The 25,181-nt window shown below is 67.5% G+C and carries 23 protein-coding genes; 14 read left to right on the plus strand and 9 right to left on the minus strand.

What is annotated here, in order from left to right; all coding sequences use genetic code 11:
* The first annotated feature begins 62 nt into the window (after positions 1-62).
* From yajC to VFW69_RS15285, 6 genes are all read left to right on the plus strand, one after another.
* On the plus strand, positions 63-389 hold the full coding sequence (gene yajC, locus VFW69_RS15260) for a preprotein translocase subunit YajC (protein WP_526502343.1): 327 nt from the start codon (positions 63-65) through the stop codon (positions 387-389).
* A 112-nt stretch (positions 390-501) separates the two neighbouring features.
* On the plus strand, positions 502-2,295 hold the full coding sequence (gene secD, locus VFW69_RS15265) for a protein translocase subunit SecD (protein ID WP_526502344.1): 1,794 nt from the start codon (positions 502-504) through the stop codon (positions 2,293-2,295).
* A gap of 3 nt (positions 2,296-2,298) precedes the next feature.
* Positions 2,299-3,582: a protein translocase subunit SecF gene (gene secF / locus VFW69_RS15270; RefSeq protein ID WP_526502345.1), complete on the plus strand. Its 1,284-nt coding sequence runs from the start codon at positions 2,299-2,301 to the stop codon at positions 3,580-3,582.
* Between the two features lie 4 nt (positions 3,583-3,586).
* The gene (locus tag VFW69_RS15275) at positions 3,587-5,281 is read left to right on the plus strand and encodes an ABC transporter substrate-binding protein (protein ID WP_526502346.1); all 1,695 of its coding nucleotides are present in this window, start codon (positions 3,587-3,589) and stop codon (positions 5,279-5,281) included.
* A gap of 7 nt (positions 5,282-5,288) precedes the next feature.
* Positions 5,289-5,831, plus strand: coding sequence for an adenine phosphoribosyltransferase (locus VFW69_RS15280; protein WP_526502347.1), 543 nt, complete (start codon positions 5,289-5,291; stop codon positions 5,829-5,831).
* Positions 5,832-5,931: 100 nt separating this feature from the next.
* Positions 5,932-8,301, plus strand: coding sequence for a RelA/SpoT family protein (locus VFW69_RS15285; RefSeq protein WP_526502348.1), 2,370 nt, complete (start codon positions 5,932-5,934; stop codon positions 8,299-8,301).
* 13 nt (positions 8,302-8,314) lie between these two features.
* On the opposite strand, the gene VFW69_RS15290 is transcribed toward VFW69_RS15285, so the two are convergent.
* The gene (locus tag VFW69_RS15290; protein WP_526502388.1) at positions 8,315-10,033 is read right to left on the minus strand and encodes a protein kinase domain-containing protein; all 1,719 of its coding nucleotides are present in this window, start codon (positions 10,031-10,033) and stop codon (positions 8,315-8,317) included.
* A 133-nt stretch (positions 10,034-10,166) separates the two neighbouring features.
* Positions 10,167-11,063 (minus strand): peptidylprolyl isomerase, encoded by an 897-nt coding sequence (locus VFW69_RS15295; RefSeq protein WP_526502349.1) that lies wholly within the window; start codon positions 11,061-11,063, stop codon positions 10,167-10,169.
* Positions 11,064-11,181: 118 nt separating this feature from the next.
* On the opposite strand from VFW69_RS15295, the gene VFW69_RS15300 reads away from it, so the two are divergent.
* Both VFW69_RS15300 and hisS read left to right on the plus strand, forming a co-directional pair.
* Positions 11,182-11,850, plus strand: a complete 669-nt coding sequence (locus VFW69_RS15300; protein ID WP_526502350.1) for an MBL fold metallo-hydrolase — start codon at positions 11,182-11,184, stop codon at positions 11,848-11,850.
* A gap of 3 nt (positions 11,851-11,853) precedes the next feature.
* Positions 11,854-13,125: a histidine--tRNA ligase gene (gene hisS, locus VFW69_RS15305; protein WP_526502351.1), complete on the plus strand. Its 1,272-nt coding sequence runs from the start codon at positions 11,854-11,856 to the stop codon at positions 13,123-13,125.
* On the opposite strand, the gene VFW69_RS15310 is transcribed toward hisS, so the two are convergent.
* The 3 genes from VFW69_RS15310 to VFW69_RS15320 all read right to left on the minus strand — a co-directional run bounded on the left by VFW69_RS15310 (position 13,122) and on the right by VFW69_RS15320 (position 14,367).
* Positions 13,122-13,421: a hypothetical protein gene (locus VFW69_RS15310; protein WP_526502352.1), complete on the minus strand. Its 300-nt coding sequence runs from the start codon at positions 13,419-13,421 to the stop codon at positions 13,122-13,124. The genes hisS and VFW69_RS15310 overlap by 4 nt on opposite strands.
* Before the next feature lie 105 nt (positions 13,422-13,526).
* Entirely contained in the window at positions 13,527-13,754 is a 228-nt protein-coding gene (locus VFW69_RS15315) for a deoxyribodipyrimidine photolyase (RefSeq protein WP_499919598.1), read from the minus strand.
* 127 nt (positions 13,755-13,881) lie between these two features.
* On the minus strand, positions 13,882-14,367 hold the full coding sequence (locus tag VFW69_RS15320) for an SRPBCC family protein (RefSeq protein ID WP_526502353.1): 486 nt from the start codon (positions 14,365-14,367) through the stop codon (positions 13,882-13,884).
* A 137-nt stretch (positions 14,368-14,504) separates the two neighbouring features.
* Here VFW69_RS15320 and VFW69_RS15325 point away from each other — a divergent pair, with 137 nt between their 5' ends.
* A complete protein-coding gene (locus VFW69_RS15325; protein ID WP_526502354.1) occupies positions 14,505-16,004 on the plus strand; it encodes an HNH endonuclease signature motif containing protein in 1,500 nt (499 codons plus the stop codon).
* 132 nt (positions 16,005-16,136) lie between these two features.
* Positions 16,137-17,165 (plus strand): Rv2578c family radical SAM protein, encoded by a 1,029-nt coding sequence (locus VFW69_RS15330; RefSeq protein ID WP_526502355.1) that lies wholly within the window; start codon positions 16,137-16,139, stop codon positions 17,163-17,165.
* 1 nt (position 17,166) lies between these two features.
* Here the strand turns inward: VFW69_RS15330 and VFW69_RS15335 are convergent, their stop codons facing one another.
* A complete protein-coding gene (locus VFW69_RS15335) occupies positions 17,167-18,768 on the minus strand; it encodes a fibronectin type III domain-containing protein (RefSeq protein ID WP_526502356.1) in 1,602 nt (533 codons plus the stop codon).
* A gap of 88 nt (positions 18,769-18,856) precedes the next feature.
* Between VFW69_RS15335 and VFW69_RS15340 the strand changes: the two genes are divergently transcribed.
* Entirely contained in the window at positions 18,857-19,297 is a 441-nt protein-coding gene (locus VFW69_RS15340; RefSeq protein ID WP_526502357.1) for an Rv2576c family protein, read from the plus strand.
* 212 nt (positions 19,298-19,509) lie between these two features.
* Here VFW69_RS15340 and ypfJ read toward each other — a convergent pair whose 3' ends face one another.
* From ypfJ to VFW69_RS15355, 3 genes are read right to left on the minus strand one after another with little or no spacing between them, the layout of a single operon-like run.
* Positions 19,510-20,388, minus strand: a complete 879-nt coding sequence (ypfJ, locus tag VFW69_RS15345; RefSeq protein WP_526502358.1) for a KPN_02809 family neutral zinc metallopeptidase — start codon at positions 20,386-20,388, stop codon at positions 19,510-19,512.
* A 9-nt stretch (positions 20,389-20,397) separates the two neighbouring features.
* Positions 20,398-20,895 carry an SRPBCC family protein gene (locus VFW69_RS15350; RefSeq protein ID WP_526502359.1) on the minus strand — a complete coding sequence of 166 codons (498 nt, stop codon included), beginning with the start codon at positions 20,893-20,895 and terminating at the stop codon, positions 20,398-20,400.
* A 9-nt stretch (positions 20,896-20,904) separates the two neighbouring features.
* Positions 20,905-21,804 (minus strand): oxidoreductase, encoded by a 900-nt coding sequence (locus VFW69_RS15355; RefSeq protein WP_526502389.1) that lies wholly within the window; start codon positions 21,802-21,804, stop codon positions 20,905-20,907.
* A gap of 62 nt (positions 21,805-21,866) precedes the next feature.
* On the opposite strand from VFW69_RS15355, the gene aspS reads away from it, so the two are divergent.
* The 3 genes from aspS to VFW69_RS15370 are packed head-to-tail and all read left to right on the plus strand — an operon-like array spanning position 21,867 to position 25,180.
* Positions 21,867-23,654: an aspartate--tRNA ligase gene (gene aspS, locus VFW69_RS15360; protein WP_526502360.1), complete on the plus strand. Its 1,788-nt coding sequence runs from the start codon at positions 21,867-21,869 to the stop codon at positions 23,652-23,654.
* Entirely contained in the window at positions 23,651-24,097 is a 447-nt protein-coding gene (locus VFW69_RS15365; protein WP_526502361.1) for a nitroreductase family deazaflavin-dependent oxidoreductase, read from the plus strand. The genes aspS and VFW69_RS15365 overlap by 4 nt, the downstream gene beginning before the upstream one ends.
* A gap of 3 nt (positions 24,098-24,100) precedes the next feature.
* Positions 24,101-25,180 carry an FUSC family protein gene (locus VFW69_RS15370; RefSeq protein ID WP_526502362.1) on the plus strand — a complete coding sequence of 360 codons (1,080 nt, stop codon included), beginning with the start codon at positions 24,101-24,103 and terminating at the stop codon, positions 25,178-25,180.
* Position 25,181 lies beyond the last annotated feature (1 nt).

Raw genomic sequence — 25,181 nt, forward strand, 5'->3', positions numbered from 1 at the left:
CGACGCTCGAGTCGTACCGGCACCGTAGGTCCCGATAGTTACGACGAAAGACAGGCGCGTCCATGCAGAGCTTGATCCTGTTCCTGCCGTTCCTGCTCATCATGGGCGGGTTCATGTACTTGGCATCGCGCCGTCAGAAGCGTGCGATGCAGGCCACCATCGACCTGCACGAGTCGTTGCATCCGGGCGACCGGGTGCACACCACGTCGGGCCTTCAGGCCACCGTCGTCGAGATCACCGATGACACCGTCGACCTCGAGATCGCACCCGGCGTGGTGACCACCTGGATGAAGCTGGCGATCCGCGACCGGATCCTGCCCGACGACGACGAAGACCTGGCCGACGGCGACGACTCCGCCGACGAGGGCTCGATCACCAACGATTCCTGACGGGGATCCCCACCGATCGCAGCAACCGGCGGACCGCTTGCACGACGGGCAAGTGGGGGCCACGTAGGCTCTGTCCGGGGTAAGTAACCGATTTCAAGGAGATAGAAGGAACGTGGCATCGTCTTCGGCGCCGGTGCACCCTGCCCGCTACCTGTCGGTCTTCTTGTTATTGCTCGTCGGCGTCTATCTGCTGGTGTTTCTCACCGGGGACAAGCGAGCCGCACCCAAGCTCGGCATCGACCTTCAGGGCGGCACCCGCGTCACGTTGACCGCGCGCACCCCGGACGGCTCGAAACCCAGCCGTGAGGCGTTGGCGCAGGCCCAGCAGATCATCGGCGCCCGGGTCAACGGGCTCGGCGTCTCCGGTTCGGAGGTCGTCGTCGACGGCGACAACCTGATCATCACGGTCCCCGGTAACGACGGCAACCAGGCCCGCAACCTGGGTCAGACCGCCCGCCTCTACATCCGGCCCGTGCTCAACTCGATGCCGGCCCAGAGCGCCGAGCCGAAGCCGCCGGCGCGCCAGCCCGCGGGTGGCCAGCCGGCGCCAGGTCAGCCCGCTTCCGGTCAGCCGGCACCCGGTCAACCGGCTCCCGGTCAGCCCGCGCCCGGGCAACCGGCTCCCGCTCACCCGGGTGCCCAGCCCCGGCCGTATCCCCAGGACCCGCCGCCGCCCAGCCCGGCGCCTCCGGCGCCCGGCTCGAACGCGCCGGCGCCGGCACCTGCAGGGCCGGCAGCGGAGGCGCCGCCGGGAGAACAGCCCGCGCCGCCTGATCCGCGCAAGGAACTCGCCGACCGCATCGCCGACGAGAAGAAGTGGCGACAGAGCACGCGTCAGGGCATTCAGTACCTCGCGCTGCAGTTCCAGGCGACGCGCTGCGACAAAGAAGACATTCTGGCCGGCAACGACGATCCGGCCCAGCCGTTGGTCACCTGCTCGACCGACCACAAGGTCGCCTATTTGCTGGGCCCGTCGATCATCAGTGGTGATCAGATCCAGGACGCCAGCGCGAGCCAGAACCAGCGCGGCATCGGCTACATCGTCGACCTCCAGTTCAAGTCCGCCGCGGCCAACATCTGGGCCGACTTCACCGCCGCCCACATCGGTACCCAGACTGCCTTCACCCTGGACTCGCAGGTGGTCAGCGCGCCGATGATCCAGGAAGCCATACCGGGCGGCCGGACCCAGATCAGCGGTGGCGATCCGCCGTTCACCGCCTCGACCGCCAGGCAGCTGGCCAACGTCCTCAAATACGGCTCGCTGCCGCTGTCCTTTGAGTCTTCGGAGGCCCAAACCGTCTCGGCGACACTGGGATTGACCTCGCTGCGAGCGGGGCTGGTCGCGGGCACGATCGGCTTGATCCTGGTGTTGCTGTATTCGCTGCTCTACTACCGGGTGCTGGGATTGCTCACCGCCCTGTCGCTAGGTGCTTCCGGCGCAATGATTTTCGCGATCCTGGTGATCTTGGGCCGTCAGATCAACTACACCCTGGATCTGGCGGGAATCGCGGGTCTGATCATCGGTATCGGTACCACCGCCGACTCGTTCGTAGTCTTCTTCGAACGCATCAAAGACGAGATTCGCGAGGGCCGTTCGTTCCGATCGGCGGTGCCACGAGGCTGGGTGCGCGCCCGCAAGACGATCGTGTCGGGTAACGCCGTCACCTTCCTGGCCGCCGCGGTGCTGTACGCCCTGGCCATCGGCCAGGTGAGGGGATTCGCCTTCACGTTGGGCCTCACCACCGTCCTCGACATCGTGGTGGTGTTCCTGGTGACCTGGCCGCTGGTGTACCTGGCGTCCAAGTCTCCGACGCTGGCAAAGCCGGCCTACAACGGCCTGGGTGCCGTTCAGCAGGTCGCCCGCGAACGGCGGGCTTCGGCGCAGGTCAAGACGGGACGGGGATAGCGCATGACTCCCTCCAAAGCCTCCAAAGACGCAACCGAGATCACCGAAGCCTCCGAGGGCGCGACGGAGTTGACCGACAGCAGCGCCGCCGGCCTGCCGCGTCATGGCTTCCTGTCGCGGCTCTACACCGGCACCGGCGCCTTCGAGGTGGTCGGACGGCGCCGGTTCTGGTTCGGCATCAGCGGCGCGATCGTCGCCGTCGCCATCCTGAGCATCCTGTTGCGGGGCTTTACTTTCGGCATCGACTTCAACGGCGGCACGACGGTGTCGATGCCCGCCGCCGGGGCCACCGGCACAGTGCAGTCCTCGCAGGTCTCAGAGGTGTTCCGCAAGGCCCTCGGTAAGGATCCGGAGTCGGTGGTCATCGTCGGCAACGGCGCGGGCGCGACCGTGCAAGTCCGTTCGGAAACGCTGACCAACGACCAGACCACGAAGCTGCGCAACGCCCTGTTTGACGCCTTCGGACCCAAGGGCGCCGACGGTAAGCCGAGCAAGCAGGCCATCAGCGACGCCGCGGTGTCCGAGACCTGGGGCGATCAAATCACCGACAAGGCGCTGATCGCGCTCGCCGTCTTCCTGGTGCTGGTCGGCGTCTACATCATGGTCCGCTACGAGCGGTACATGGCCATCTCCGCGCTGACCACCATGGTTTTCGACCTGAGCGTCACCGCGGGGGTGTACTCGCTGGTCGGCTTCGAGGTCACGCCGGCCACCGTCATCGGCTTGCTGACGATTCTCGGTTTCTCCCTCTACGACACCGTCATCGTGTTCGACAAGGTCGAGGAGAACACCCACGGCTTCCAGCACACCACCCGGCGCACCTTCGCCGAGCAGGCCAACCTGGCGATCAACCAGACGTTCATGCGCTCCATCAACACCAGCCTGATCAGCGTGCTGCCCGTGCTGGCGCTGATGGTCGTTGCGGTGTGGCTGCTGGGCGTCGGCACGCTGAAGGATCTGGCGCTGGTGCAGCTGGTCGGCATCCTGGTCGGCACCTACTCGTCGATCTTCTTCGCCACGCCGCTGCTGGTCACGCTGCGCGAGCGCACCGAGCTGGTGCGCACCCACACCCGACGCGTGATGCGGCGCCGCAGCCCCCGCTCGCGCCCGGCGGCGGAGACCGCCACCGGTGATGGTGACACCGAGACCGCCGATGAAGCGGACGAAGCGGCGGCCGCGGCCGAGCCGGCCAAGCCCGCGCCGAGCAAGCCGGCACCGGGCGCCCGTCCCGTGCGGCCGACCGGGACCCGGCGTCCCACCGGCAAGCGGAACGTCGGCCGGCGGTAGGCCCATGGCCACCAGGTACCCCGGAACTGGGGCCGATCGTGGCGGGCTCATCGGCCGTCGGGCCTTAGCCGGATGGATCGGCACCGGACTGGCGGTTGTGCTGGCGGCGGGTTTCACGCTGACCGCCTGCGCGGGTAGCGCCGCGTCCCAGATCGACTATGTGGTCGATGGCCCGCTGTCCACCTACAACACCAACACCGTCGCCGGCGCCGCATCCGCCGGAGCGCAGGCGTTCGCCCGCACGCTCACCGGCTTCAGCTATCACGGTCCCGACGGGCAAACCGTCGCCGACCGCGACTTCGGCACCGTGTCGGTGGTCGGCGGCACGCCGCTGGTGCTGGACTACCAAGTCGCCGACAATGCCGTCTACTCCGACGGCAAGCCGGTGACCTGCGACGACATCGTGCTCGCCTGGGCGGCACAGTCCGGCAGGTTTCCCGACTTCCACGCCGCCACCCAGGCCGGCTACCTCGACATCGCCAACGTCGAATGCATGCCCGGGCAGAAGAAGGCGCGGGTGTCCTTCATTCCGGACCGCGGCGTGGTCGACTACAACCAGCTGTTCACCGCGACCTCGCTGATGCCGTCGCACGTCATCGCCGACCAACTCAACGTCGACGTGACCGCGGCCCTGCTCAGCAACAACGGACCCCTGGTGCAGCAGATCGCGAAGCTGTGGAACACCACCTGGGACCTCAAGCCCGGGGTCGACCTCAAGCGTTTCCCGTCGTCGGGGCCGTACAAGATTGAATCCGTCCTGGATCGCGGCGCGGTGGTGCTAGTCGCCAACGACCGGTGGTGGGGGCCCAGGGCCATCACCAAGCGGGTGACCGTCTGGCCGCAGGGACCCGACATCCAGGATCGGGTCAACAGCCGCAGCGTCGACGTGGTCGACGTCGCCTCGGGCTCCTCGGGGGCGCTGACCACGCCGGACAACTACGAGCGCGCCGATGGACCGTCGAACGGCGTCGAGCAGCTGATCTTCGCCCCGCAGGGTCCGCTGGCGGCGCCCAAGGCCCGGCGCGCGGTGGCGCTGTGCACGCCGCGCGATTCGCTGGCCAAGGACGCGGGGACGCCGATCGCCAACTCGCGCCTGGACCCGGCCACCGATGATGCGGTGTCGGCCGGCGATGGGGCCGCCGAGGCCGGCCCGTTCAGCAAGGCCGATCCGGTCGCCGCGCGCAGCGCGCTGGGCGGTGCGCCGCTGACGGTGCGGATCGGGTATCAGGGGCCCAACGCGCGACTCGCGGTCAACGTCGGCGTCATCACCAAGGCGTGCGCCGCGGCCGGCATCACCGTCGCCGGCGTCATCCTGGACGGCCCGGGTCCGCAGGCGTTGCGGGACGGCAAGATCGACGCGTTGCTGGCCAGCACCGGCGGGGCCACCGGCAGCGGGTCGACGGGGTCGTCGGCGCTCGATGCCTACGCCCTGCACAGTGGCAACGGCAACAACCTGTCCGGGTACACGAATCCCCAGGTCGACAACGCCATCAGCGCGCTGGCCGTCTCGGCCGACGCCGCCGAACGAGCCCGGCTGCTGACCGAAACCGCCCCGGTACTGTGGGGCGACATGCCCACCCTGCCGCTGTACCGGCAGCAGCGCACGCTGCTGACCTCGAAGAAGATGTACGCGGTGAGCAAGAACCCGACGCGGTGGGGCGCGGGCTGGAACATGGACCGATGGGCCCTCATACAGTGAGGCTCCAATGACGAACGCCGGCGGCCTGACGCCGGTGGCCGAGCTGATCGCGTCGCTGACGCGCAAGGTGGCCGATTTTCCCAAGCCGGGGGTCCAGTTCAAGGACCTCACCCCGGTGTTCGCGGACGCGACCGCGATGACGGCGATCACGGGTGCGTTGGCCGAAATCGCGTCCGGCGCGGATCTGGTGGCCGGCATCGAGGCCCGGGGATTCCTGCTGGCCGCGGCCGTCGCCGATCGGCTGCAGACCGGCGTGCTGGCCGTTCGCAAGGCCGGGAAACTGCCGCCGCCGGTACACGCCGAGCGGTACGACCTGGAATACGGCAGCGCGACGCTGGAAATTCCCGCGGACGGCATGGATCTGCGCGGGCGCAACATCGCGATCATCGACGATGTGCTGGCCAGCGGCGGTACCCTGGCCGCTGCGGCCAGGCTGCTCGAGCGCGCCGGGGCCAATGTGATGGCGGCGGCGGTGGTGTTCGAACTCGGCGCGCTGCGCGGCCGGGAAGTGGTCGCACCGTTGGCAGTGCACAGCCTGACTTGCGAGTAGCGCTCTAGCCTCCGGCGACGATGCGCGCCGCGGAGCGGCGTGAGAAGGAGCCGGGCAATCGGATCGAGAGGAGATATCCTCGATTTCGGAGGTGACCAACGTGGCGGAGGAAAAGAGCGCGGCGCAAGCGCTTGACGCGCCCGCGGAGTCACCGGCCATCACGCAGCCGATGGAGGCTCCGGAGCCACCGACCGAATCCCTCAAGACATCCAGCAGCGCGTCGCGGCGGGTCCGGGCCAGGCTGGCCCGCCGGATGACCGCCCAGCGCAGCACGCTCAATCCGGTCCTGGAACCGCTGGTGGCCGTGCACCGGGAGATCTACCCGAAGGCGAACGTATCGCTGCTGCAGCGCGCCTTCGAGGTCGCTGACCAGCGGCACGCCAGCCAGTTACGCCATTCCGGCGACCCCTACATCACCCACCCGCTGGCCGTCGCCACCATCCTGGCCGAATTGGGCATGGACACCACCACTTTGGTGGCCGCGCTGTTGCACGACACCGTCGAGGACACCGGGTACACCCTGGAAGCTTTGAGCGAGGAATTCGGTGAAGAGGTGGGCCATCTGGTCGATGGCGTCACCAAACTGGACCGGGTGGTGCTGGGCAGCGCTGCCGAGGGCGAGACCATCCGCAAGATGATCACTGCGATGGCGCGCGATCCGCGCGTACTGGTGATCAAGGTCGCCGACCGGCTGCACAACATGCGCACCATGCGGTTCCTGCCGCCGGAGAAGCAGGCGCGCAAGGCCCGCGAGACGCTGGAAGTCATTGCGCCCCTTGCGCATCGACTGGGTATGGCCAGCGTCAAGTGGGAATTGGAAGACTTGTCGTTCGCGATCTTGCATCCCAAGAAGTACGAGGAGATCGTCCGGCTGGTCGCCGGGCGCGCGCCGTCGCGGGACACCTACCTGGCCAAGGTCCGCGCCGAGATCGTCAACACCCTGGGCGCGTCCAAGATCAAGGCGACGGTGGAGGGCCGCCCCAAGCATTACTGGTCGATTTACCAGAAGATGATCGTCAAGGGCCGCGACTTCGACGACATCCACGACCTGGTCGGCATCCGCATCCTGTGCGACGAGATCCGGGACTGCTATGCGGCCGTCGGTGTGGTGCATTCGCTGTGGCAGCCGATGGCGGGGCGATTCAAGGATTACATCGCCCAGCCGCGCTACGGCGTCTACCAGTCGCTGCACACCACCGTCGTGGGCCCGGAAGGCAAGCCGCTGGAGGTGCAGATCCGGACCCGCGACATGCACCGCACCGCCGAATACGGCATCGCCGCGCACTGGCGATACAAAGAAGCCAAGGGGCGCAACGGCGTTCCGCATCTGCACGCCGCCGCCGAGATCGACGACATGGCCTGGATGCGCCAGCTGCTCGATTGGCAACGGGAGGCCGCGGACCCGGGCGAATTCCTCGAGTCCTTGCGCTATGACCTTGCGGTACAAGAGATCTTCGTGTTCACCCCCAAGGGGGATGTCATCACCCTGCCCAACGGTTCCACGCCGGTGGACTTCGCCTACGCGGTGCACACCGAGGTCGGCCACCGCTGCATCGGCGCCCGCGTCAACGGGCGGCTGGTCGCGCTGGAACGCAAGCTGGAAAACGGGGAAGTCGTCGAGGTTTTCACCTCCAAGGCGGCCAACGCCGGGCCGTCGCGAGACTGGCAGCAGTTCGTGGTCTCACCACGCGCCAAGGCCAAGATCCGGCAGTGGTTCGCCAAGGAGCGCCGGGAGGAGGCGCTCGAATCCGGCAAGGACGCCATGGCCCGCGAGGTGCGTCGCGGCGGACTTCCGTTGCAGCGCTTGGTCAATGGTGAAACGCTGGCGACGGTGGCCCGCGAGCTGCACTACACCGACGTATCCGCGCTCTACACCGCGATCGGTGAGGGGCACGTGTCGGCCCGGCACGTCGTGCAGCGACTGCTGGCCGAACTCGGTGGTATCGACCAGGCCGAAGAGGACCTCGCCGAAAGGTCCACGCCGACAACCATGTTGCGCCGCCCACGCAGCAGCGACGACGTCGGCGTCTCGGTCCCCGGTGCCCCCGGCGTGCTGACCAAGCTGGCGAAATGCTGCACCCCGGTCCCCGGCGACCAGATCATGGGGTTCGTCACCCGCGGCGGCGGAGTGAGCGTGCACCGCACCGACTGCACCAACGCGGCCTCGCTGCAGCAGCAGTCCGAGCGCATCATCGAAGTGCATTGGGCGCCGTCGCCGTCGTCGGTGTTTCTGGTGGCCATCCAGGTCGAGGCGCTCGACCGGCACCGGCTGTTGTCGGACGTCACCCGCGTGTTGGCCGACGAGAAGGTCAACATCCTGTCCGCGTCGGTCACCACCTCCGGTGACCGGGTTGCCATCAGCCGCTTCACCTTTGAGATGGGCGATCCCAAGCATCTCGGTTACCTGCTCAACGTCGTGCGCAACGTCGAAGGCGTCTACGACGTCTACCGCGTGACGTCCGCGGCGTGACGCCCGCCTGGCCTTAACTCAGCCGCACCGACGTGATCTTCACCGGGTCGGCGGGCGCACCGCTTTGACGATTGCCGGCGATGCCGGCCCGCGCGATCTTGTCCAGGGTCTCGAGCCCGGCCTGGTCGATGGTGCCCAGCACCGTGCTCTGCGGTTCCATCTCGGAATCCTTGAAGATCAAGGCGAATTGGCTGCCGTTGGTGTTGGGTCCCTCGGTGGCCATGACGATGGTGCCGCGCGGGTACACCACCGTCGCGCGCAGCGCGGGGTCGTCGGGCTTGTATTGGTCGGCCGGGTACTCGTCGGCGAATTCGTAACCGGGACCACCCGATCCGTCTACCTCGGGACCGCCGCACAACAGCGATCCGCCGTCTTGGGAGCTGATCAATCGGGCGCACTGCGTGGCGTCGAAGAACTGCTGCTTGACCAGGCTGACGAAGCTGTTCACCGCGCACGGGGACTCGGAATTGGCCAGTTGGATGGCGATGTCACCGAAGTTGGTGGAGATGGCGGCACCAATCTGCGGGGGAGTGGTGGACACCCCGCCCGACTGCGGCGGGTTCACCGGCCGGGTGACCGGGTCCGGCACCGATCGATATTGGCAGTGGGCGCCCAGGTCGGGCGGCGGTGCGAACGCCGGCAACGGCGGCACCGTCGCTGCCGCCGGGCCGCTCGTGCCGGGGTTGGATCCGGTCCGGCCGGGAACCCGGACCCGGGCCTGGGTGGAGGCTCCCGCGCTGTCGGCGGAACCGTGGCTCTGGGTCACCAACGCGATGACCAACGCCGCCACCGCGGTCAGCGCCAGCGCCGATGCGCCGACGATGCCGATCAGCAAACGCCGCGAATGCGTTGGGCGGTGATGCTGTAGCCGCGCATTGGATTTGCTGTCCGGCGGGAAAGCCGCGGGTACCGGCGGCGACGCACCGGGCGGTGGCGGTGCCGTCGATGCGGTCCCGATCGGTCCGGTTGCCGGACCGGCCAGTGCGGCACGGGCGGCCTCGGCGAGCTCCATCACCGACTGGTAGCGGTGTTCGAGGTCCTTGGCCATGCCGCGCGCGACCACCGCGTCCAGTTGCGGGGGCACTCCGGGCACGCTGGCCGACGGTTGCGGCGGCGGAATGGTCAAGTGCGCATTGAGCTGCTCTTCGAGGCTCTCACCGGGGAAGGGACGCTTCCCGGTCAGGCACTCCTGCAGGACGCAGGCCAACGAGTAGACATCGGCGCGGTGATCCGTTGTGCCCCTGAAACGTTCTGGCGCCATATAGGCGACCGTGCCCATCGTGTGTCCGGTTTGCGTCAGGGCCGTGTCGGCGGTGCTGCGGGCGATGCCGAAGTCGATCAGGTAGACGAAATCCCGTGCCGTGGTGACCAAGATGTTCTTCGGCTTGATGTCGCGGTGGATCAATCCCGCCGCATGCGCGCTATCCAGCGCCGCGGCAACCTGTTCGACCACCGCGACAGCGCGCTCGGGGCTCAGCCGCCCGCCGTTCTCGGCCATGTAGTCGACCAGATCGCGTCCCTCGATCAGCCGCATGTCGACGTAGAGCCGCCCGTCGATTTCGCCGTAACTGTGGATGGGCACCACATGCGGATCGTTCAGGCTTGCAGCAATGCGTGCCTCGCGCCGGAACCGCTGCTGAAACTCGAGGTCCTCGGCCAGGTCTGCGGGCAGCACCTTCAGCGCTACGACCCGATCGGTGGTGGCGTCAAAAGCGCGGTAGACCTGTCCCATGCCACCGCGCCCCAAGACTTCCAGCAATTGATATTGCCCGAACGACTCTCCCGCCACGCAACGACAATAAGCCGTCGGTCGCGGCCCCCGCGTGATTCTCGCGAATCTCCGCCTGCGTTGCGCCGCTGTGGATTCAGTCGAGCAGCACCGAGGTGATGGTCACCTCGGTGGCGGGTGCCCCGTCCTCACCGCCGCCGGCGACGCCGGCCTTGGCGATCTTGTCGAGGGTGGCCAACCCGTCGGGCTGAATGGTGCCGAATACGGTGTATTGCGGCGGCAACTGAGAGTCCTTGTACACCAAGAAAAATTGGCTGCCGTTGGTGCCGGGCCCGGCATTGGCCATGGCCAGGGTGCCGCGCGGATAGAGGACGGGCTCCTGCGCCTTGGGATCATTGGGCGGATACTGGTCGGTCGGGTACTCGTTGGCGAATTGATAGCCCGGACCGCCCGTGCCCTCGCCCTTCGGGTCGCCGCATTGCAGGACGCCCAGGCCCTGTGAGGTGGTCAGCCGGTGGCATTTGGTGTTGTCGAAGTATTTCTGGCCGGCCAGGCTCGCGAAACTATTGACCGTGCAGGGTGATTCGTTGTTCGCCAGCATCAGGCCGATGTGGCCCTGGTTGGTCACCATGCTGGCGCTCACCTGGGCCGGATCGGTCGGAACCTTGCCGGTCCGCGGCGGCTTGACCTGCTTGGCCGCCGGCTCGGGCGAGGCCGGGTACTGACAGTTGGCGCCCACGTCGGCCGACGGCTTGAACGGCGGCAGCGGTGCGGCGGACGGCGTCGGTCCGGCGGGAGTGGTGGACTCCGCAGGCGAGCTGCTGCTGGTGGTCGTCGACGCCGCGGTGCTGCTCTTGTGGTCATGCTTGGTGTTGACGATCGTGATCACCACCGCCACGATCACGGCCACGGCAATGATCGAGCCGGCCACGATCAGCACGATCCGGCGTGTCTTGGCTTGCTTCGCGCGCCGCTCCAGCTGCCGTTCGAGCTTGCGTTTGGCGTTGGCACGTCGCTGTTCGTTGGTCGGCACGGCCGCTCTGCCTCCATGGTTGGTGAGTCGGAACTTCTCTGAACCGGTGAGGTGCCAGCTCAGGCTAATGTGGGCGCCGCGACTCGTGTCAAGTGGGGCCCGTGGGAAACTGGGCATCGTGTTGATCACCGGATTTCCCGCCGGCATGTTGCAGTGCAACTGCTACGTGCTGGCGCAGCGGCCAGGAACGGACGCCGTCATCGTGGATCCGGGGCAGCGGGCGATGGGTCCGTTGCGAAACATCCTGGACAAGCACCGGCTGACGCCGGCCGCGGTGTTGCTGACCCACGGCCACATCGACCACATGTGGTCGGCGCAGAAGGTGTCCGACACCTACGGTTGCCCGACCTACATCCATCCCGAGGACAGATTCATGCTCACAGACCCGATCTACGGCCTGGGCCCGCGCCTGGCGCAGATGGTGGCGGGCGCTTTCTGGCGGGAGCCCAAGCAGGTCGTCGAGCTGGACCGCGACGGCGACAAGTTGGATCTGGGCAGTGTGACCGTCAACGTCGATCACGCCCCCGGGCACACTCGTGGGTCGGTGGTGTTCCGGGTCCTCGAGGCGAGCACGGACGGGACAGACGTGGTCTTTTCCGGCGACACGCTGTTCGAGCGATCCGTCGGCCGCACGGACCTGTTCGGTGGCAGCGGCCGCGACCTGCTGACCTCGATCGTCGACAAACTCCTGGCCCTCGACGACGCGACCGTGGTGCTGCCCGGACACGGTAACTCCACCACCATCGGCGCCGAGCGGCGCCTCAACCCGTTCCTCGAAGGCCTGTAGCCCGTGCCGGAATTCTCAGCCCTCTCCGCGCCCAAAGGGGTGCCGGACTACGTCCCGCCGGACTCGGCGCAGTTCGTCGCCGTGCGCGACGGCCTGCTCGGGGCCGCCCGCCGGGCCGGCTACGGCGATATCGAGCTGCCGATCTTCGAAGACACCGCCTTGTTCGCCCGCGGCGTCGGCGAATCCACCGACGTGGTGTCCAAAGAGATGTACACGTTCGCCGACCGAGGCGATCGTTCCGTGACGCTGCGGCCCGAGGGCACCGCGGGCGTGGTGCGCGCGGTCATCGAACACGGCTTGGACCGCGGCGCGTTGCCGGTCAAACTCTGTTACGCGGGGCCGTTTTTCCGCTATGAGCGTCCGCAGGCGGGCCGCTATCGCCAGCTGCAGCAGGTCGGCGTGGAGGCGATCGGCGTCGACGACCCTGCTCTGGATGCCGAGGTGATCGCGATCGCCGACGCCGGCTTTCGCTCGCTCGGGCTCGACGGATTCCGCCTGGAAATCACTTCGCTGGGCGATGACAACTGCCGCCCGCAATACCGGGAACTGTTGCAGAACTTCCTTTTTGCGCTCGACCTGGACGAGGAAACGCGGCGACGGGCGCAGATCAATCCGCTGCGGGTGCTCGACGACAAGCGACCCGAGGTGCGCGCCATGACGGCCGATGCTCCGGTGCTGCTCGATCACTTGTCCGATGCGGCCAAGCAGCACTTCGATACCGTGCTGGCCCACCTGGATGCGATGGCGGTGCCCTACGTCCTGAACCCCCGTATGGTGCGCGGGTTGGATTACTACACCAAGACCACGTTCGAATTCGTCCACGACGGCCTGGGCGCGCAGTCCGGCATCGGAGGCGGCGGTCGCTACGACGGCCTGATGCGTCAGCTCGGCGGACAAGATCTGTCCGGCATCGGTTTTGGGCTCGGTGTGGACCGCACGCTGCTGGCGCTGCGAGCCGAGGCCAAGAGTGTGGGGGAGAGCGCGCGCTGCGACGTGTTCGGCGTGCCGTTGAGCGAGCAGGCCAAGTTGCGGCTGGCGGTGCTGGCGGCACAGCTGCGCGCCGGCGGTGTGCGCGTCGACCTGGCCTACGGCGACCGCGGGCTCAAGGGCGCGATGCGCGCCGCCGACCGCTCCGGCGCCCGGCTTGCGCTGGTCCTGGGTGACCGCGACATCGAGTCCGGCACCGTCGCTATGAAGGATCTGACGACGGGGGAGCAGCTCCCCGTCGCGCTCGATTCGGTTGTCGCCGAGGTGGTTTCGCGGCTAGCTGGCTAATGCGGCAAGTTGGCCAGATAGCACCGCACTCGGGTAGCGGCGTCGTTCGGGGCTACTCCCATGGTTACTAGTCTCTGGACTACTTGCTCCGAAGGTATGCCAGAACCGATGTCGTTATCGATCACGTGCAGGCTGGGAAACCAATTTTCCGCGCTTACCCCCGGCGGCGGGGGCTTCGCGTCGCCCCCTATGCAGTGAACGTAACCGTTGACGCCAGTATCAGCGTGAGCTGACCACGCCCCCATCAGCACGGCGATGGGTATGCCGACCGCCGCAGCGGCACAGATGAAACGCATGCGGGCATTATCCCGCGTTTACATTGTTTGACCAACGAAACGGCGCTTGAAAAATTTCGCCGGTGTCCGGCGGGCACGCCTACGTCACCGTTCGGGGGCGTCCCTTTAGCTTTTCTTGCTGGGAATGATGATGACGACGATCAATGTGAGGATCGAGAAAAACAGCCCGAGAATTCCCCATCCCAGCGGGTTGCGGCCCTTCATCATTGCGATCACTCCGCAGATTATGGCCGCGATAATGCTGCCGATAGCGACGAAAATCCCCTTGATGCCGCGGAGGATAAAGCCGGCCGCGACGGGGTCCGAACTCGCCAAAATCACCGAGTGCAACATGACAGGTCCTTTCGTGAGGGGCCTCGGAATAATACCCGAAGACATGCGACGTGAAACCGCGTCTCCATTAACCCACTCGTTCGAAACCCGATGAGCAACACCGCGTGTGGCGGCGGTGGGCTCGAAATTATCCGGCCGGATAACCACGCCGCACGGTACGGTCCAGAATTCCCAGAGTGGCCCGCAGGGCGCCCTCGGACAGGATCGGGAAAATTCCGGCTTCCCGCCACTTCGGATCAATGTTCGACCAGTCGTAGAACGACGTGACCACGGTGGCCGAACCGTCTTCGGACGGCGCGAGCGCATAGCCGTAGACATGGCCGAGCGGCGGCTGGATCTGGCCGAGAACCGTCCACGCAATCAGGCGATCCTGCTCGAACTCCTTGATGTCAACGGTGACGTCGTATCTGCCCAATTCCGGGAAATCGTTCAATGATTCGCGGTCCATGTGAACGACGAATTGGTCACCCACGCCGCGTACCGGATCACCGTCGGCTGCCTGCAGCATCCCGGAGGAGTCGATTGCGACGTGGCCCTGAGGGTCGCACAGCACGGCGAAGACGGCCGGCGCCGGCGCGGCGATGGTGCGGGAAGTCTCGATGCGGTCGGTCATAGGTCCTCGCAGCCGGGTAGGGGCGATACGATCCGCAGCTTAGCCCCGTTTCCGACCCTCGTTCGCCGCGGCCGGACCTTGACACCAGGCTTTGATGTGGCGCGCCGGTGTCGTACCCGGCTGCCATAATCGAACTTATGTTCGAAGACGTGATCGCTCGGTTCGACGAGCTGTTCGAGCGGCACCACCCGTCCACAACGCCGGAGTCCGCCGCGCTGCTGGAGCGGATCGGCGCGTTTTCGCGGGTCGAAAATCGTGCGGCGGCTGAGCAGTTGACGGCGATCGGAGACTTGTTTTCGTACCGGCTTTCGCGGTGTTCGGAGTGCGAGGAGTGGGCGGTCGACACCGAAGCGGCGGTCAGCGCGGAAGTGGCCGCGGAGTTGCGGATCAGTCAGGGACTGGCCGCGAGCCGCGTACGGTATGCCCGCGCGATGCGCGAACGGCTGCCTGAGGTCGGTGCGGTCTTTCGGGCCGGTGGCCTGGATTTTCGGTTGTTCGCCACGATCGTTTACCGCACCGATCTGATCACCGACCCTGACGTATTGGCGGCGGTGGACGCCGAGCTGGCGATCAAGGTGGCACGCTGGCCGTCGTTGACGCAGGGGCGGCTGGTCGCGCAAGTGGACAAGATTGTGGCCAGGAATGATGCCGATGCGGTGCGCCGGCGCACTGAGCGCCGGGCCGACCGACAGGTTTGGATCGTCGATATGGAGGGCGGCCTGGCGCACCTTGAAGGCAGCCTGTTGAGCCCGGATGCGCACGCGCTGGATCAGCGGTTGGATGCGCTGGCGGCCACGGTATGCGAGAAGGACCCGCGCAGCCGCGACCAACGCCGCGCTGATGCGTTGGGCGCGCTGGCTGCCGGTGCGGACCGGTTGGGGTGCCGGTGCGGGTCCCCGGGTTGCGCCGCGGGGAAACGGCGCGCCGCAGGACCGGTGGTAATCCATGTGATCGCAGAGCATTCCACGCTGGGTGGCGGCCAGGCGCCGGCCGTGGAGGTGGGTGCTGAGGGGCTGATCCCGCCGGAGCTGATAGCCGAGCTGGCCATCTCGGCGAAGCTGGTGCCGCTGGTCCACCCGGTCGACTCCGTGCCCGAGCCGCACTATGCGCCATCGAAGGCGCTGGCTGATTTCGTGCGGTGCCGGGATTTGACCTGCCGCTGGCCCGGGTGTGACTGTCCGGCCACCGACTGCGATGTGGACCATACGATTCCCTACAGCGATGGTGGGCCCACCCACGCGTCGAACCTCAAGTGTTACTGCCGTACGCATCATTTGATCAAGACGTTTTGGGGCTGGCAGGAGAAACAACTGCCCGACGGGTCGCTGATCCTCACCTCACCGGCAGGGCACACCTATGTCACCCACCCCGGCAGTTCGCTGCTGTTTCCCAGTCTGTGCCGCTCCACCGGCGATATCCCGGCCATCGAAGCCGGCCCGCCCGTCGAATACTGCGCCGAGCGCGCCGCCATGATGCCCAAACGCCGCCGCACCCGCGCTCAAAACCGCGCCCATCGCGTCGCCACCGAACGCAGGCAAAACCAGCAAGCCCGGCAAGCGAAACGCCGAGAACGCGAGGCCGCCTACTTCGGTCCCGCACCACCGGCCGACGGCGACGATGATCCACCGCCATTCTGATTGACGGACAACCATTTACGCAAAGGCGACGGCGAACGGACGCCTCTTGCCGGGCACGCTATTGAGCCCCGCGCGCCGCGGTCCGCGGCATGGTGCTTGACTGGCTCTCGAACTAATGTTCGAATAGACCGTATGCGGTGGGCAAATCAGGCTGTCGCGGTCAACGGGAAGCCGGTCGAGGACGGGGCGCTGCCGGGGCTACAACGCATCGGCTTCCTGCGCAGCGTGCGCTCGCCTCAGTTCGACGGGATCACCTTCCACGAGGTGGTGTGCAAGTCCGCGCTGAACAAGGTTCCGAACGCGGCGGCGTTGCCGTTCCGCTACACCGTCAACGGCTACCGCGGCTGCTCGCACGCCTGCCGGTACTGCTTCGCCCGGCCCACCCACGAATACCTGGAGCTGAACTGCGGCAATGACTTTGACACTCAGGTTGTCGTCAAGACCAATGTCGTCGAGGTGCTGCGCCGCGAGCTGCGGCGGCCGTCCTGGCAGCGCGAGACCGTCGCCCTGGGTACCAACACCGATCCGTACCAGCGGGCCGAGGGGCGCTACGCCCTGATGCCCGGCATCATCTGCGCCCTGGCCGAATCGGGCACGCCACTGTCGATCCTGACGAAGGGCACGCTGCTGCGCCGCGACCTGCCGCTGATCACGGATGCGGCGGCGCAGGTTCCGGTCTCGGTCGCGGTGTCGCTGGCCGTCGGCGATCCAGAGCTGCACAAGGACGTCGAGCCCGGCACGCCCACACCACAGGCCCGGTTGGGCCTGATCAGCGCGATCCGGGCCGCCGGCCTGGACTGTCATGTGATGGTTGCGCCGGTGTTGCCGCATCTCACCGATTCCGCCGAGCACCTCGACGGGCTGCTCGGCCAGATCGCGGCGGCCGGTGCCAGCAGCGTCACGGTTTTCGGCTTGCATCTGCGCAGCTCGACCCGAGGATGGTTTATGGGCTGGCTGGCGCGCTCGCATCCAGAGCTGGTCGGCCGCTATCGCGAGCTGTTTCGGCGCGGCGCCTACTTGCCGCAGGATTATCGCGCCATGTTGCGGCAGCGGGCCGTGCCGCTGATCGCCAAGCATCGACTGGCGGGTGACCACCGCCCGTTCTCGCAAGCGGTGTCGGTCGCGCCGGCACCGGAACCCATTCAGCCGACGTTGTTTTGAGCTAGCCGGGCTTGTCGGCCCGCGGTTTGGTGAGCGTGAATTCGTCGATGACGGCGACTTCACCGAACGGACCCCGCAGCGCGTAGTGCGTCGCCTTGATGGTGGTATCACCGCCCGGTTGGCCCGGATCGACGTCGAAAGCCGCGAAACCATAAGGGTTGTCGCGGTCGCGAAACGCGGACCATGGTGCGTCCTCGAGGACGTAGACGGGGGCCTTGCGTCTTAGCCCGGGATCGAAGGCGCCCACACCGGTCACCACCCGGCACCTCGGCTCGGGGAAGAACATCGCGTTGCTCGGTGCCGACGTGCCGCCCCCGCCGATGACGAGGTGCACCGTTCCCCGTGTGGCGTCGATGAGATCGTTTCGGGTGTCGACGGGTATCGGCGTGCGGGTGTCGGTCCCCAGCGTGCCGCGCAGCGGATGCGAGCGCTCGTAGTGGTGTTCGTGACCGCACACCACCAAATCGACCTGGTACTGGTCGAACAGCGGCAGCCATTCCTGGCGGATGCCCAGGTCGGCGCCGTTGGTCTTGTCGGCGGTGGAGATCGCCGTCTGGTGCATGCATACCACGACCCAGTCGATGCCCGGATCGCGCCGGGCCGTAGCGAGTTCATTTGCAAGCCAGCGCTTTTGCTCACCACCGGAATAGCCGTGTACATAGAAGTTGCCGCCGTCCTGGAAGGCGACGTCGTCGTTGCTCAGGCTGATCACCCGCACCGAACCGGCGGTGAACGAATACCACATGCCGCGGGTCTCCGGGCCCGACCCGGAGTCGGGTACCGCGAAGTAGGCCTGGTAGGCGCCGTAACCGATTGGCCCGTTACCCAATTCGTTCTCGTGATTACCGGCCGCCGGCATCCAGGGCCGGTACCGCGCCGAGCGGGTGTTGTTCTCGAACCAGTTCGACCAGGTGCGCACCCGGTCTTGGGCCAGGTTGGCGTAGCACAGGTCGCCATTGATCAGGTTGAACAGCGGCCCCATCCGTTCGATCGCCATGGTGGTGTCGGCGGCGGCCGGTGAGCCGATGTTGTCGGTGGTGTAGCTGCCGTTCGGCATCTTGGCCAGTGCCGGTGTGGACTGGTCTCCGAAACTGGTGAACAGGAGTGGTTTTCGTCCCACGGGCGCCGTGCGCACGATGCCCTGCTCGGGTTGGGCGCCGTCGTGCAGCGCGGCGTACACGTAGTCGGTGTCCGGGGTGAGGTTGGTCAGCCGGGCGTGGTTGACGCGAACTTCGGTGTTGGACTTCGCGTCCCGATAGGTGCGGGTTTCCGCGGCGACGGTGCGGCCGAAGCCGGATGTCGGCGTCCCGAGCAGGACGCGCGGATTGCGGACCGCGTCGGTGGTGTGCCAGGACACCACCACCTCGGCGCCGGCGTTCTTCCCGAACTGCAGATGCAGCCCGCCAACCGGTGGTGCGCCATCGCGGTCGGGCTGCAGCCAGGCCATCGGGCCTCGCGGGCGTGGCCACAGCAGCACGGCACCGCCCCCGATGCCCACCCCGAGGGCGGCCGAGACCGCCGCGGTCGTCAGCAACCGGCGGCGGGTCACCGGCGCGACGGCGATATCGGCCGGTTTCGGTGCCGATTGCGACTCATCGCTCATGCTTGCTTCATACCGGAGCCGGGCAACGGCGGGCACAGCTGCCGGTAAACAGCGAACCGCCGCTAACGAATCCGGTAGCGTTTTCGATATGACGAACGTGCACAGGACAGCGAGCGCGATCTCAGCGGTAATGCTGGCAATGGCGGCAGGGGCGGTGCTCACGCCCGCGACCAGCTATGCGGATCCGGCCGGCCATCAGGTGACCTACACCGTGACGAGCCCCAACAATCTGACCGCCACGGTCAACTACGTGAATGCCGATCCGCCCAGCCAGGCCGCCTACAACGCGGACCCGTCGAAGTTCATGACCAGCGCGCAGGCCCCGCTCAGCGCGGGAACGCCGGTCACCTACACCGCCACCTTGGCGAACCCGAACCAGTCGGCGAGGATCAGCGCCAGCGGCATGCTGCACTGGCCGGATTCGGGCAATGGACCGGCCTCGTTCCACTGCGAGATCGCCGTGGACGGCCAGGTGATCGCGCAGCAGGATGCGACCACCACCGTTACCTGCGCGGCCCAGCCCGGGTAATCAGCCGGCGAAGACGTACACCCCGGCGGCCGCCAGTCGATTTCGCTGATGGCGAACACTGGCCCGTCCACGTGCGCGTCGGGCTGCTGCAGCGTGCCGTAGGGGAACAACAGTTCGGTCGGGCTCAAGCCGGTGCACTCCCGGGTTCGGCGTGCGCGACGACGACGACTTCGGCGCGTTCGGCGCCGTTGCGGGGTCTACTGGCCTAGGGCCTAACCCAATTCGGGCGCCGAGAAGGTGTCACACTTCTTCGGGTCACCGGTCTGGTATCCGGTGGTGAACCACTTCTGCCGCTGTTCCGACGAACCGTGCGTCCAGGACTCGGGACTGACCCGCCCGGTGGATTCCTTCTGGATGCGGTCATCGCCCACCGACGCCGCGGCGGAGAGGGCATCGGAAATGTCCTTGTCGCTCAACGGTTCCAGGTAGGGCACACCCGTGCTCTCCTGCTTGACCGTGGAGGCGTAGTGCGCCCAGATCCCGGCGTAGCAGTCGGCCTGTAACTCGGTGCGCACGCCGTTGCCGCCGGCGCCCTGCGCACCCTGCTGCGAGCGTCCCAGCAGCCCCTGCAGCTGCTGCACGTGGTGGCCGTATTCGTGGGCGACCACATACTCCTGGGCGAACGGCCCACCGCTGGAACCGAATCGATCGACCAGCTCCTGGAAGAAGTCGGTGTCGAAGTACGCCGTCTGGTCGACCGGGCAGTAGAACGGGCCGACCGCGGTGGTGGCCGCCCCGCAGCCGGTGCTCACCCGGCCCGTGAACAGCCGGACGTGGGGGCGGGTGTAACCCGGCAGCAGCTGGTGCCACACCGCGTCCACCGAGTTGCCGGTGGCGACCACGCGGCATTGCACGTACTTGTTGGCGTCGGCGCCGGTCTTGCACTGGCTCAGGTCGAAGCCGGGCGCCGAGTAGCCGCCGGTATTCGTCGGCTGCTGGTTCATGACGCGGCCGGGATCGACGCCGAAAAACAGCGCCCCGATGAGAATGAGCAGTCCGAGGCCGCCACCCCCGACGGCCATTCCCATCCCGCCCCCACCGGACGAGGACGCGGTGCTGGTGTCGATCTGCATGCCCTCGTTGAAGGTCATGACGTTCTCCTAACGTTGCCGGGTCGCAAGGGAGTCGGTGTAGCTGCGCAGGTTTCGCAGATAACGGCGCAGAGCCAGGTTCAGCAGCGGTCCCACCACGACCATCGCCAGCTTCGCCGGGCCGGCCGGTTTCTGGGCCATGGTCCACGTCAGCCGGCAGCCACCCGGGATGCGCTCGACCCGGTAATCCTCGGCGAAGGCCGCCACGGATCGGGTCGAGCATTCGTTGAACCGAAATGCCATGTGGGTGAACGGTTCCCAGGCGAGGAATTCCTCGTTGCCGACGATGCCGCCGCGCATCTCGACGACGCGGGTGGTGCCCACACCACGCGGCTCGGGACTGGTCCAGGTCACCTTCGTGATCACCTTCGCCCAGCGCGGCCAGGACTGGGCATCGGAAAGCACCTCGAAAAGCTGCTCGGGGGTGATGGCCAGCTCGACGCTGTTGCTGAACCGGAACGGTGCGGTGTCGGTGAAGCTCGTATCCACGCGCTCGCAGGGGAACATGAGATCAACTTAGCCGGGGCCGTCGCTGGCCGCGGCCAGTAAGGGCACTATGACGTCGCTGATCGGCGTGGCCAGGCCGTGCGCCCGGCCCTTGCGAATGATTACGCCGTTGCGGATGTCCCATTCCATCCGCCGCTGGTGTTCTGCGTCGGTCAGGATCGACGTGCTCATGTCTTCGGCAACGTTGCGGAACATGTCGACCAACTCGTCGGCCACCCCGTCGGCCAGCCGCGCACCCTCGGCACGGGCGACGGCCAGGCACTCGGCGACGTAGCGCCGCGACAGCGCGGCGACGTCGTCGCGGCGGAACATCCCGGACCGCCTGTGCGCCAGCGCCATGAACCCGGCCAGTGCGTTGGTGAGCAGCTTGTGCCAGGCCGCGCTGATGATGTCGGGGTCGCAGTCCACCCGGCAGCCGGCGCCGCGCAGCAGTTCGGCGACGGTCTCGGCGGAGGGCCCGCTGGGCAGGACCAGGGCCGCCTCGCTACGCAATCGCACCCAGCCGTCGGGCTGGGTCTCGGCCGAGTACCACACGATGCCGGGGATGACGGGGGACAGCGGGCAGTGCGGCTGCACCTGCTCGACCTGCTCCACGCCGTTTTGCAGCACCACGACGATGGTGTGGACGTCGCACAGCCGGGCCAGCCAGCCGGCCGCCGCGTCGTTCTGGGTGGCCTTGACGGCCAGCAGCACCATGTCCACCGGCCCGGTCACCTCGGCGGGATCGGTGTGCACCGGCCCGGGAACGACGATCGGGTCCGCTCCATCGGGCCGCAGTTCGATGGCGTCGCGCGGGGTGCGACCGCACACCATGACCGAATGGCCCGCCCGGTACAGCAGCGCGGCGGCCGTCGTACCGACGGCTCCGGGACCGACCAGGGCGATGTTGGTAGCAGCGTCTGTGGCGATGCCACCGAAATTACCTCCTTTAGACTGGTCACTCGTTCAAGCCAGGTGAAAGGGAGTGTTTTGTGCTGCGCAGTCACGCCGCGGGTTCGCTGGACAGTAGCGACGCCGGGCAGCAGGTGACGCTAGCGGGCTGGGTGGCCCGCCGCCGCGACCACGGCGGCGTCATCTTCATCGACCTGCGCGACGCCTCCGGGATCGCCCAGGTGGTGTTCCGGGAGGGCCTCGAGGTGGGGCAAGTGCTGGCCCAGGCGCACCGGCTGCGCGCCGAGTTCTGCGTCGCCGTCACCGGCGTGGTCGAGATCCGCCCGGAGGGCAACGCCAACCCCGAGATCGCCACGGGCGACATCGAGGTCAACGCCACCTCGCTGACCGTGCTGGGGGAGAGCGCCCCGCTGCCGTTCCAGCTCGACGAACCCGCCGGCGAGGAGCTGCGGCTGAAGTATCGCTACCTGGACCTGCGCCGTGACGGTCCGGCCGCGGCAATCCGCCTGCGCTCCAACGTGAATGCCGCGGCGCGTTCGGTGCTCGCGCAACATGACTTCGTCGAGATCGAAACCCCGACCATTACCCGCTCGACCCCGGAAGGGGCCCGCGACTTCCTGGTGCCGTCCCGACTGCATCCAGGCTCGTTCTACGCCCTGCCGCAGAGCCCGCAGCTGTTCAAGCAGCTGCTCATGGTCGCCGGCATGGAGCGCTACTACCAGATCGCCCGCTGCTATCGCGACGAGGATTTCCGCGCCGACCGCCAGCCCGAGTTCACCCAGCTCGACATGGAGATGAGCTTCGTCGACGCCGAGGACATCATCGCCATCTCCGAGGAGATCCTGTCCGCGTTGTGGGCGTTGATCGGCTGCCAAATTCCGACGCCCATCCCGCGGATCAGCTACGCCGACGCGATGCGACGATTCGGCTCCGACAAGCCCGACATGCGCTTCTCCCTCGAGCTCGTCGACTGCACAGAGTTCTTCAAAGACACCACATTTCGTGTCTTCCAGGCACCGTACGTCGGTGCCGTGGTCATGCCCGGTGGGGCCTCGCAGCCGCGGCGCACGCTGGACGGCTGGCAGGAGTGGGCCAAACAGCGCGGCCACCGCGGACTGGCCTACGTGTTGATCGCCGACGACGGCACGCTGGGCGGTCCGGTCGCCAAGAACCTGTCCGATGCCGAACGCGATGGGCTGGCCGCGCAGGTCGGGGCGAAGCCGGGCGACTGCGTCTTCTTCTCGGCGGGCCCGGCCAAGCCCTCGCGGGCCCTGCTGGGGGCCGCCCGCGGTGAGATCGCCCACCGGCTTGAACTGATCGACCCCGACGCCTGGGCGTTCGTCTGGGTGGTGGACCCGCCGCTGTTCGAGCCCGCCGACGACGCGACCGCCGCCGGGGACGTCGCCGTCGGGTCGGGGGCGTGGACCGCCGTGCACCACGCGTTCACCTCACCCAAGTCCGGGCATGAGGATGCAATCGAGAGCGATACCGGCAACGTGCTCGCCGACGCCTACGACATCGTCTGCAACGGCAACGAGATCGGCGGCGGATCGATACGTATCCACCGTCGCGACATCCAGGAGCGGGTGTTCGCGGTGATGGGCCTGGACCACGCTGAGGCCCAGGAGAAATTCGGATTCCTGTTGGAGGCGTTCACCTTTGGCGCGCCCCCGCACGGCGGGATCGCGTTCGGCTGGGACCGGATCAACGCGCTGCTGTCCGGGGTCGACTCCATCCGTGAGGTTATCGCCTTTCCGAAGACCGGCGGCGGCGTCGACCCGCTGACCGAAGCGCCGGCGCCGATCACCGCGCAGCAGCGCAAGGAGTCCGGAATAGACGCCAAGCCCGAGAAGGTTGACAGGGCATGACTCAACAAACTCCGGACCCCGAATTCGTCAATGATTTCAACGAGAACATCATCGCGGAGTTCCGTGCCAACGACGGCAAGGTCGGCGGCCAGTTCGCCAACGCCAACCTGCTGTTGCTCCACACGACCGGCGCCAAGTCCGGTCAGCCGCGGGTGTCTCCGCTGGCCTATTTCCGCATCGACGGCAAGCTCATCATCATCGGCTCCTTCGCCGGCGCCCCGGTCAGCCCGGCGTGGGTGCACAACCTGCGGGCCAACCCGCAGGCGCGCGTCGAGATCGGCGCCCCGCAGGGAGTGCAAGCGTTCGACGTCGCCGCCCACGAGCTTCCCGCCGGGGAGCGGGCCGCGCTCTTCGACGAAATCACCGCCGTCGCGCCCGGCTTCGCCGAGTACCAGGCCAAGACCACCCGGGTGATTCCGCTGTTCGAGTTAAGCCGGACCTAGCCGGTGGGCGGTTCGCGGCGAGCGGTGCCATCGCTGGTTCTCGCCGCCGCGCGCGCGGGCGGCAAACGCTTGCGGGTGGTGTGGTTCAACCTGGTGCAGACCGCGGTGGCCGCGGGCCTGTCCTGGTACCTGGCCCACGACGTGCTGGATCACCCGCAGCCGTTCTTCGCGCCGATCGCCGCCGCGGTGTCGTTGTCGACCAGCAACGTGCTGCGCGCGCAACGCGCCGTCCAGATGATGATCGGGGTGACCCTGGGCATCGGGGTGGGCTCGCTGGTGCAGGGCCTGCTCGGGCCCGGTGACGTGCCCATTGCGGTCGCCGCCCTGGTGGCGCTGGGCGCCGCGGTGTTCATCGGGGGCGGCTTCATCGGGCACGGGATGATGTTCGCCAACCAGACCGTGGTGTCGGCGATCCTGGTGCTGGCCCTCTACCGCGGCGGCGTCGGGCTGGAACGCATCTTCGACGCGCTGATCGGCGGTGCGGTGGCCATCGTCTTCGCCGTCTTGCTGTTTCCCGCCGACCCGCTGACGGTGCTGCGCAATGCCCGCGTCGGCGTGCTCGGGGTGCTGCACGACGTCCTGTCGCGCGCCGCGGACGTCGCCGCCGGACGCAAAGCCCCTCCGCCGGATTGGCCGCTGACTGCTGTAGACCGGGTGCACGAACAGCTCAGCGGGCTACTCGAGGCGCGCACGACGGCTCGCCACGTCGTCACCATCGCACCGCGACGATGGGGCCTGCGGACCACGATCGAGGCCGCCGATCACCAGGCCGTGCACGTGGCCCTGCTGGCCGGCTCGGTGCTGCAACTGGCCCGCGCCGTCTCGCCGGGCCCCGATCCCATCTCCGATGGCGGCCGCGAACGCCTTCCGCATCCCGTGCCCACCGTGCTGGTGGTGCTGGCGGCCGCGACCGCTCTCGCCGACTCCGATCCCGCCGGCGCCTGCGCTTACACGGCGTCGGCGCGCAATCACGCCGCGGAATTGCAGTCGGGGGCGCACGAGAAGGCGCAAGGGATCCTCGCCGACGTCGTCAGCGCCTGCATCGACGACCTGCAGCGCGTCATCGACCTTCGACACGTCTGAG

Origin of the sequence: Mycobacterium sp., assembly GCF_036273375.1 — a bacterium.
GTDB lineage: Bacteria > Actinomycetota > Actinomycetes > Mycobacteriales > Mycobacteriaceae > Mycobacterium.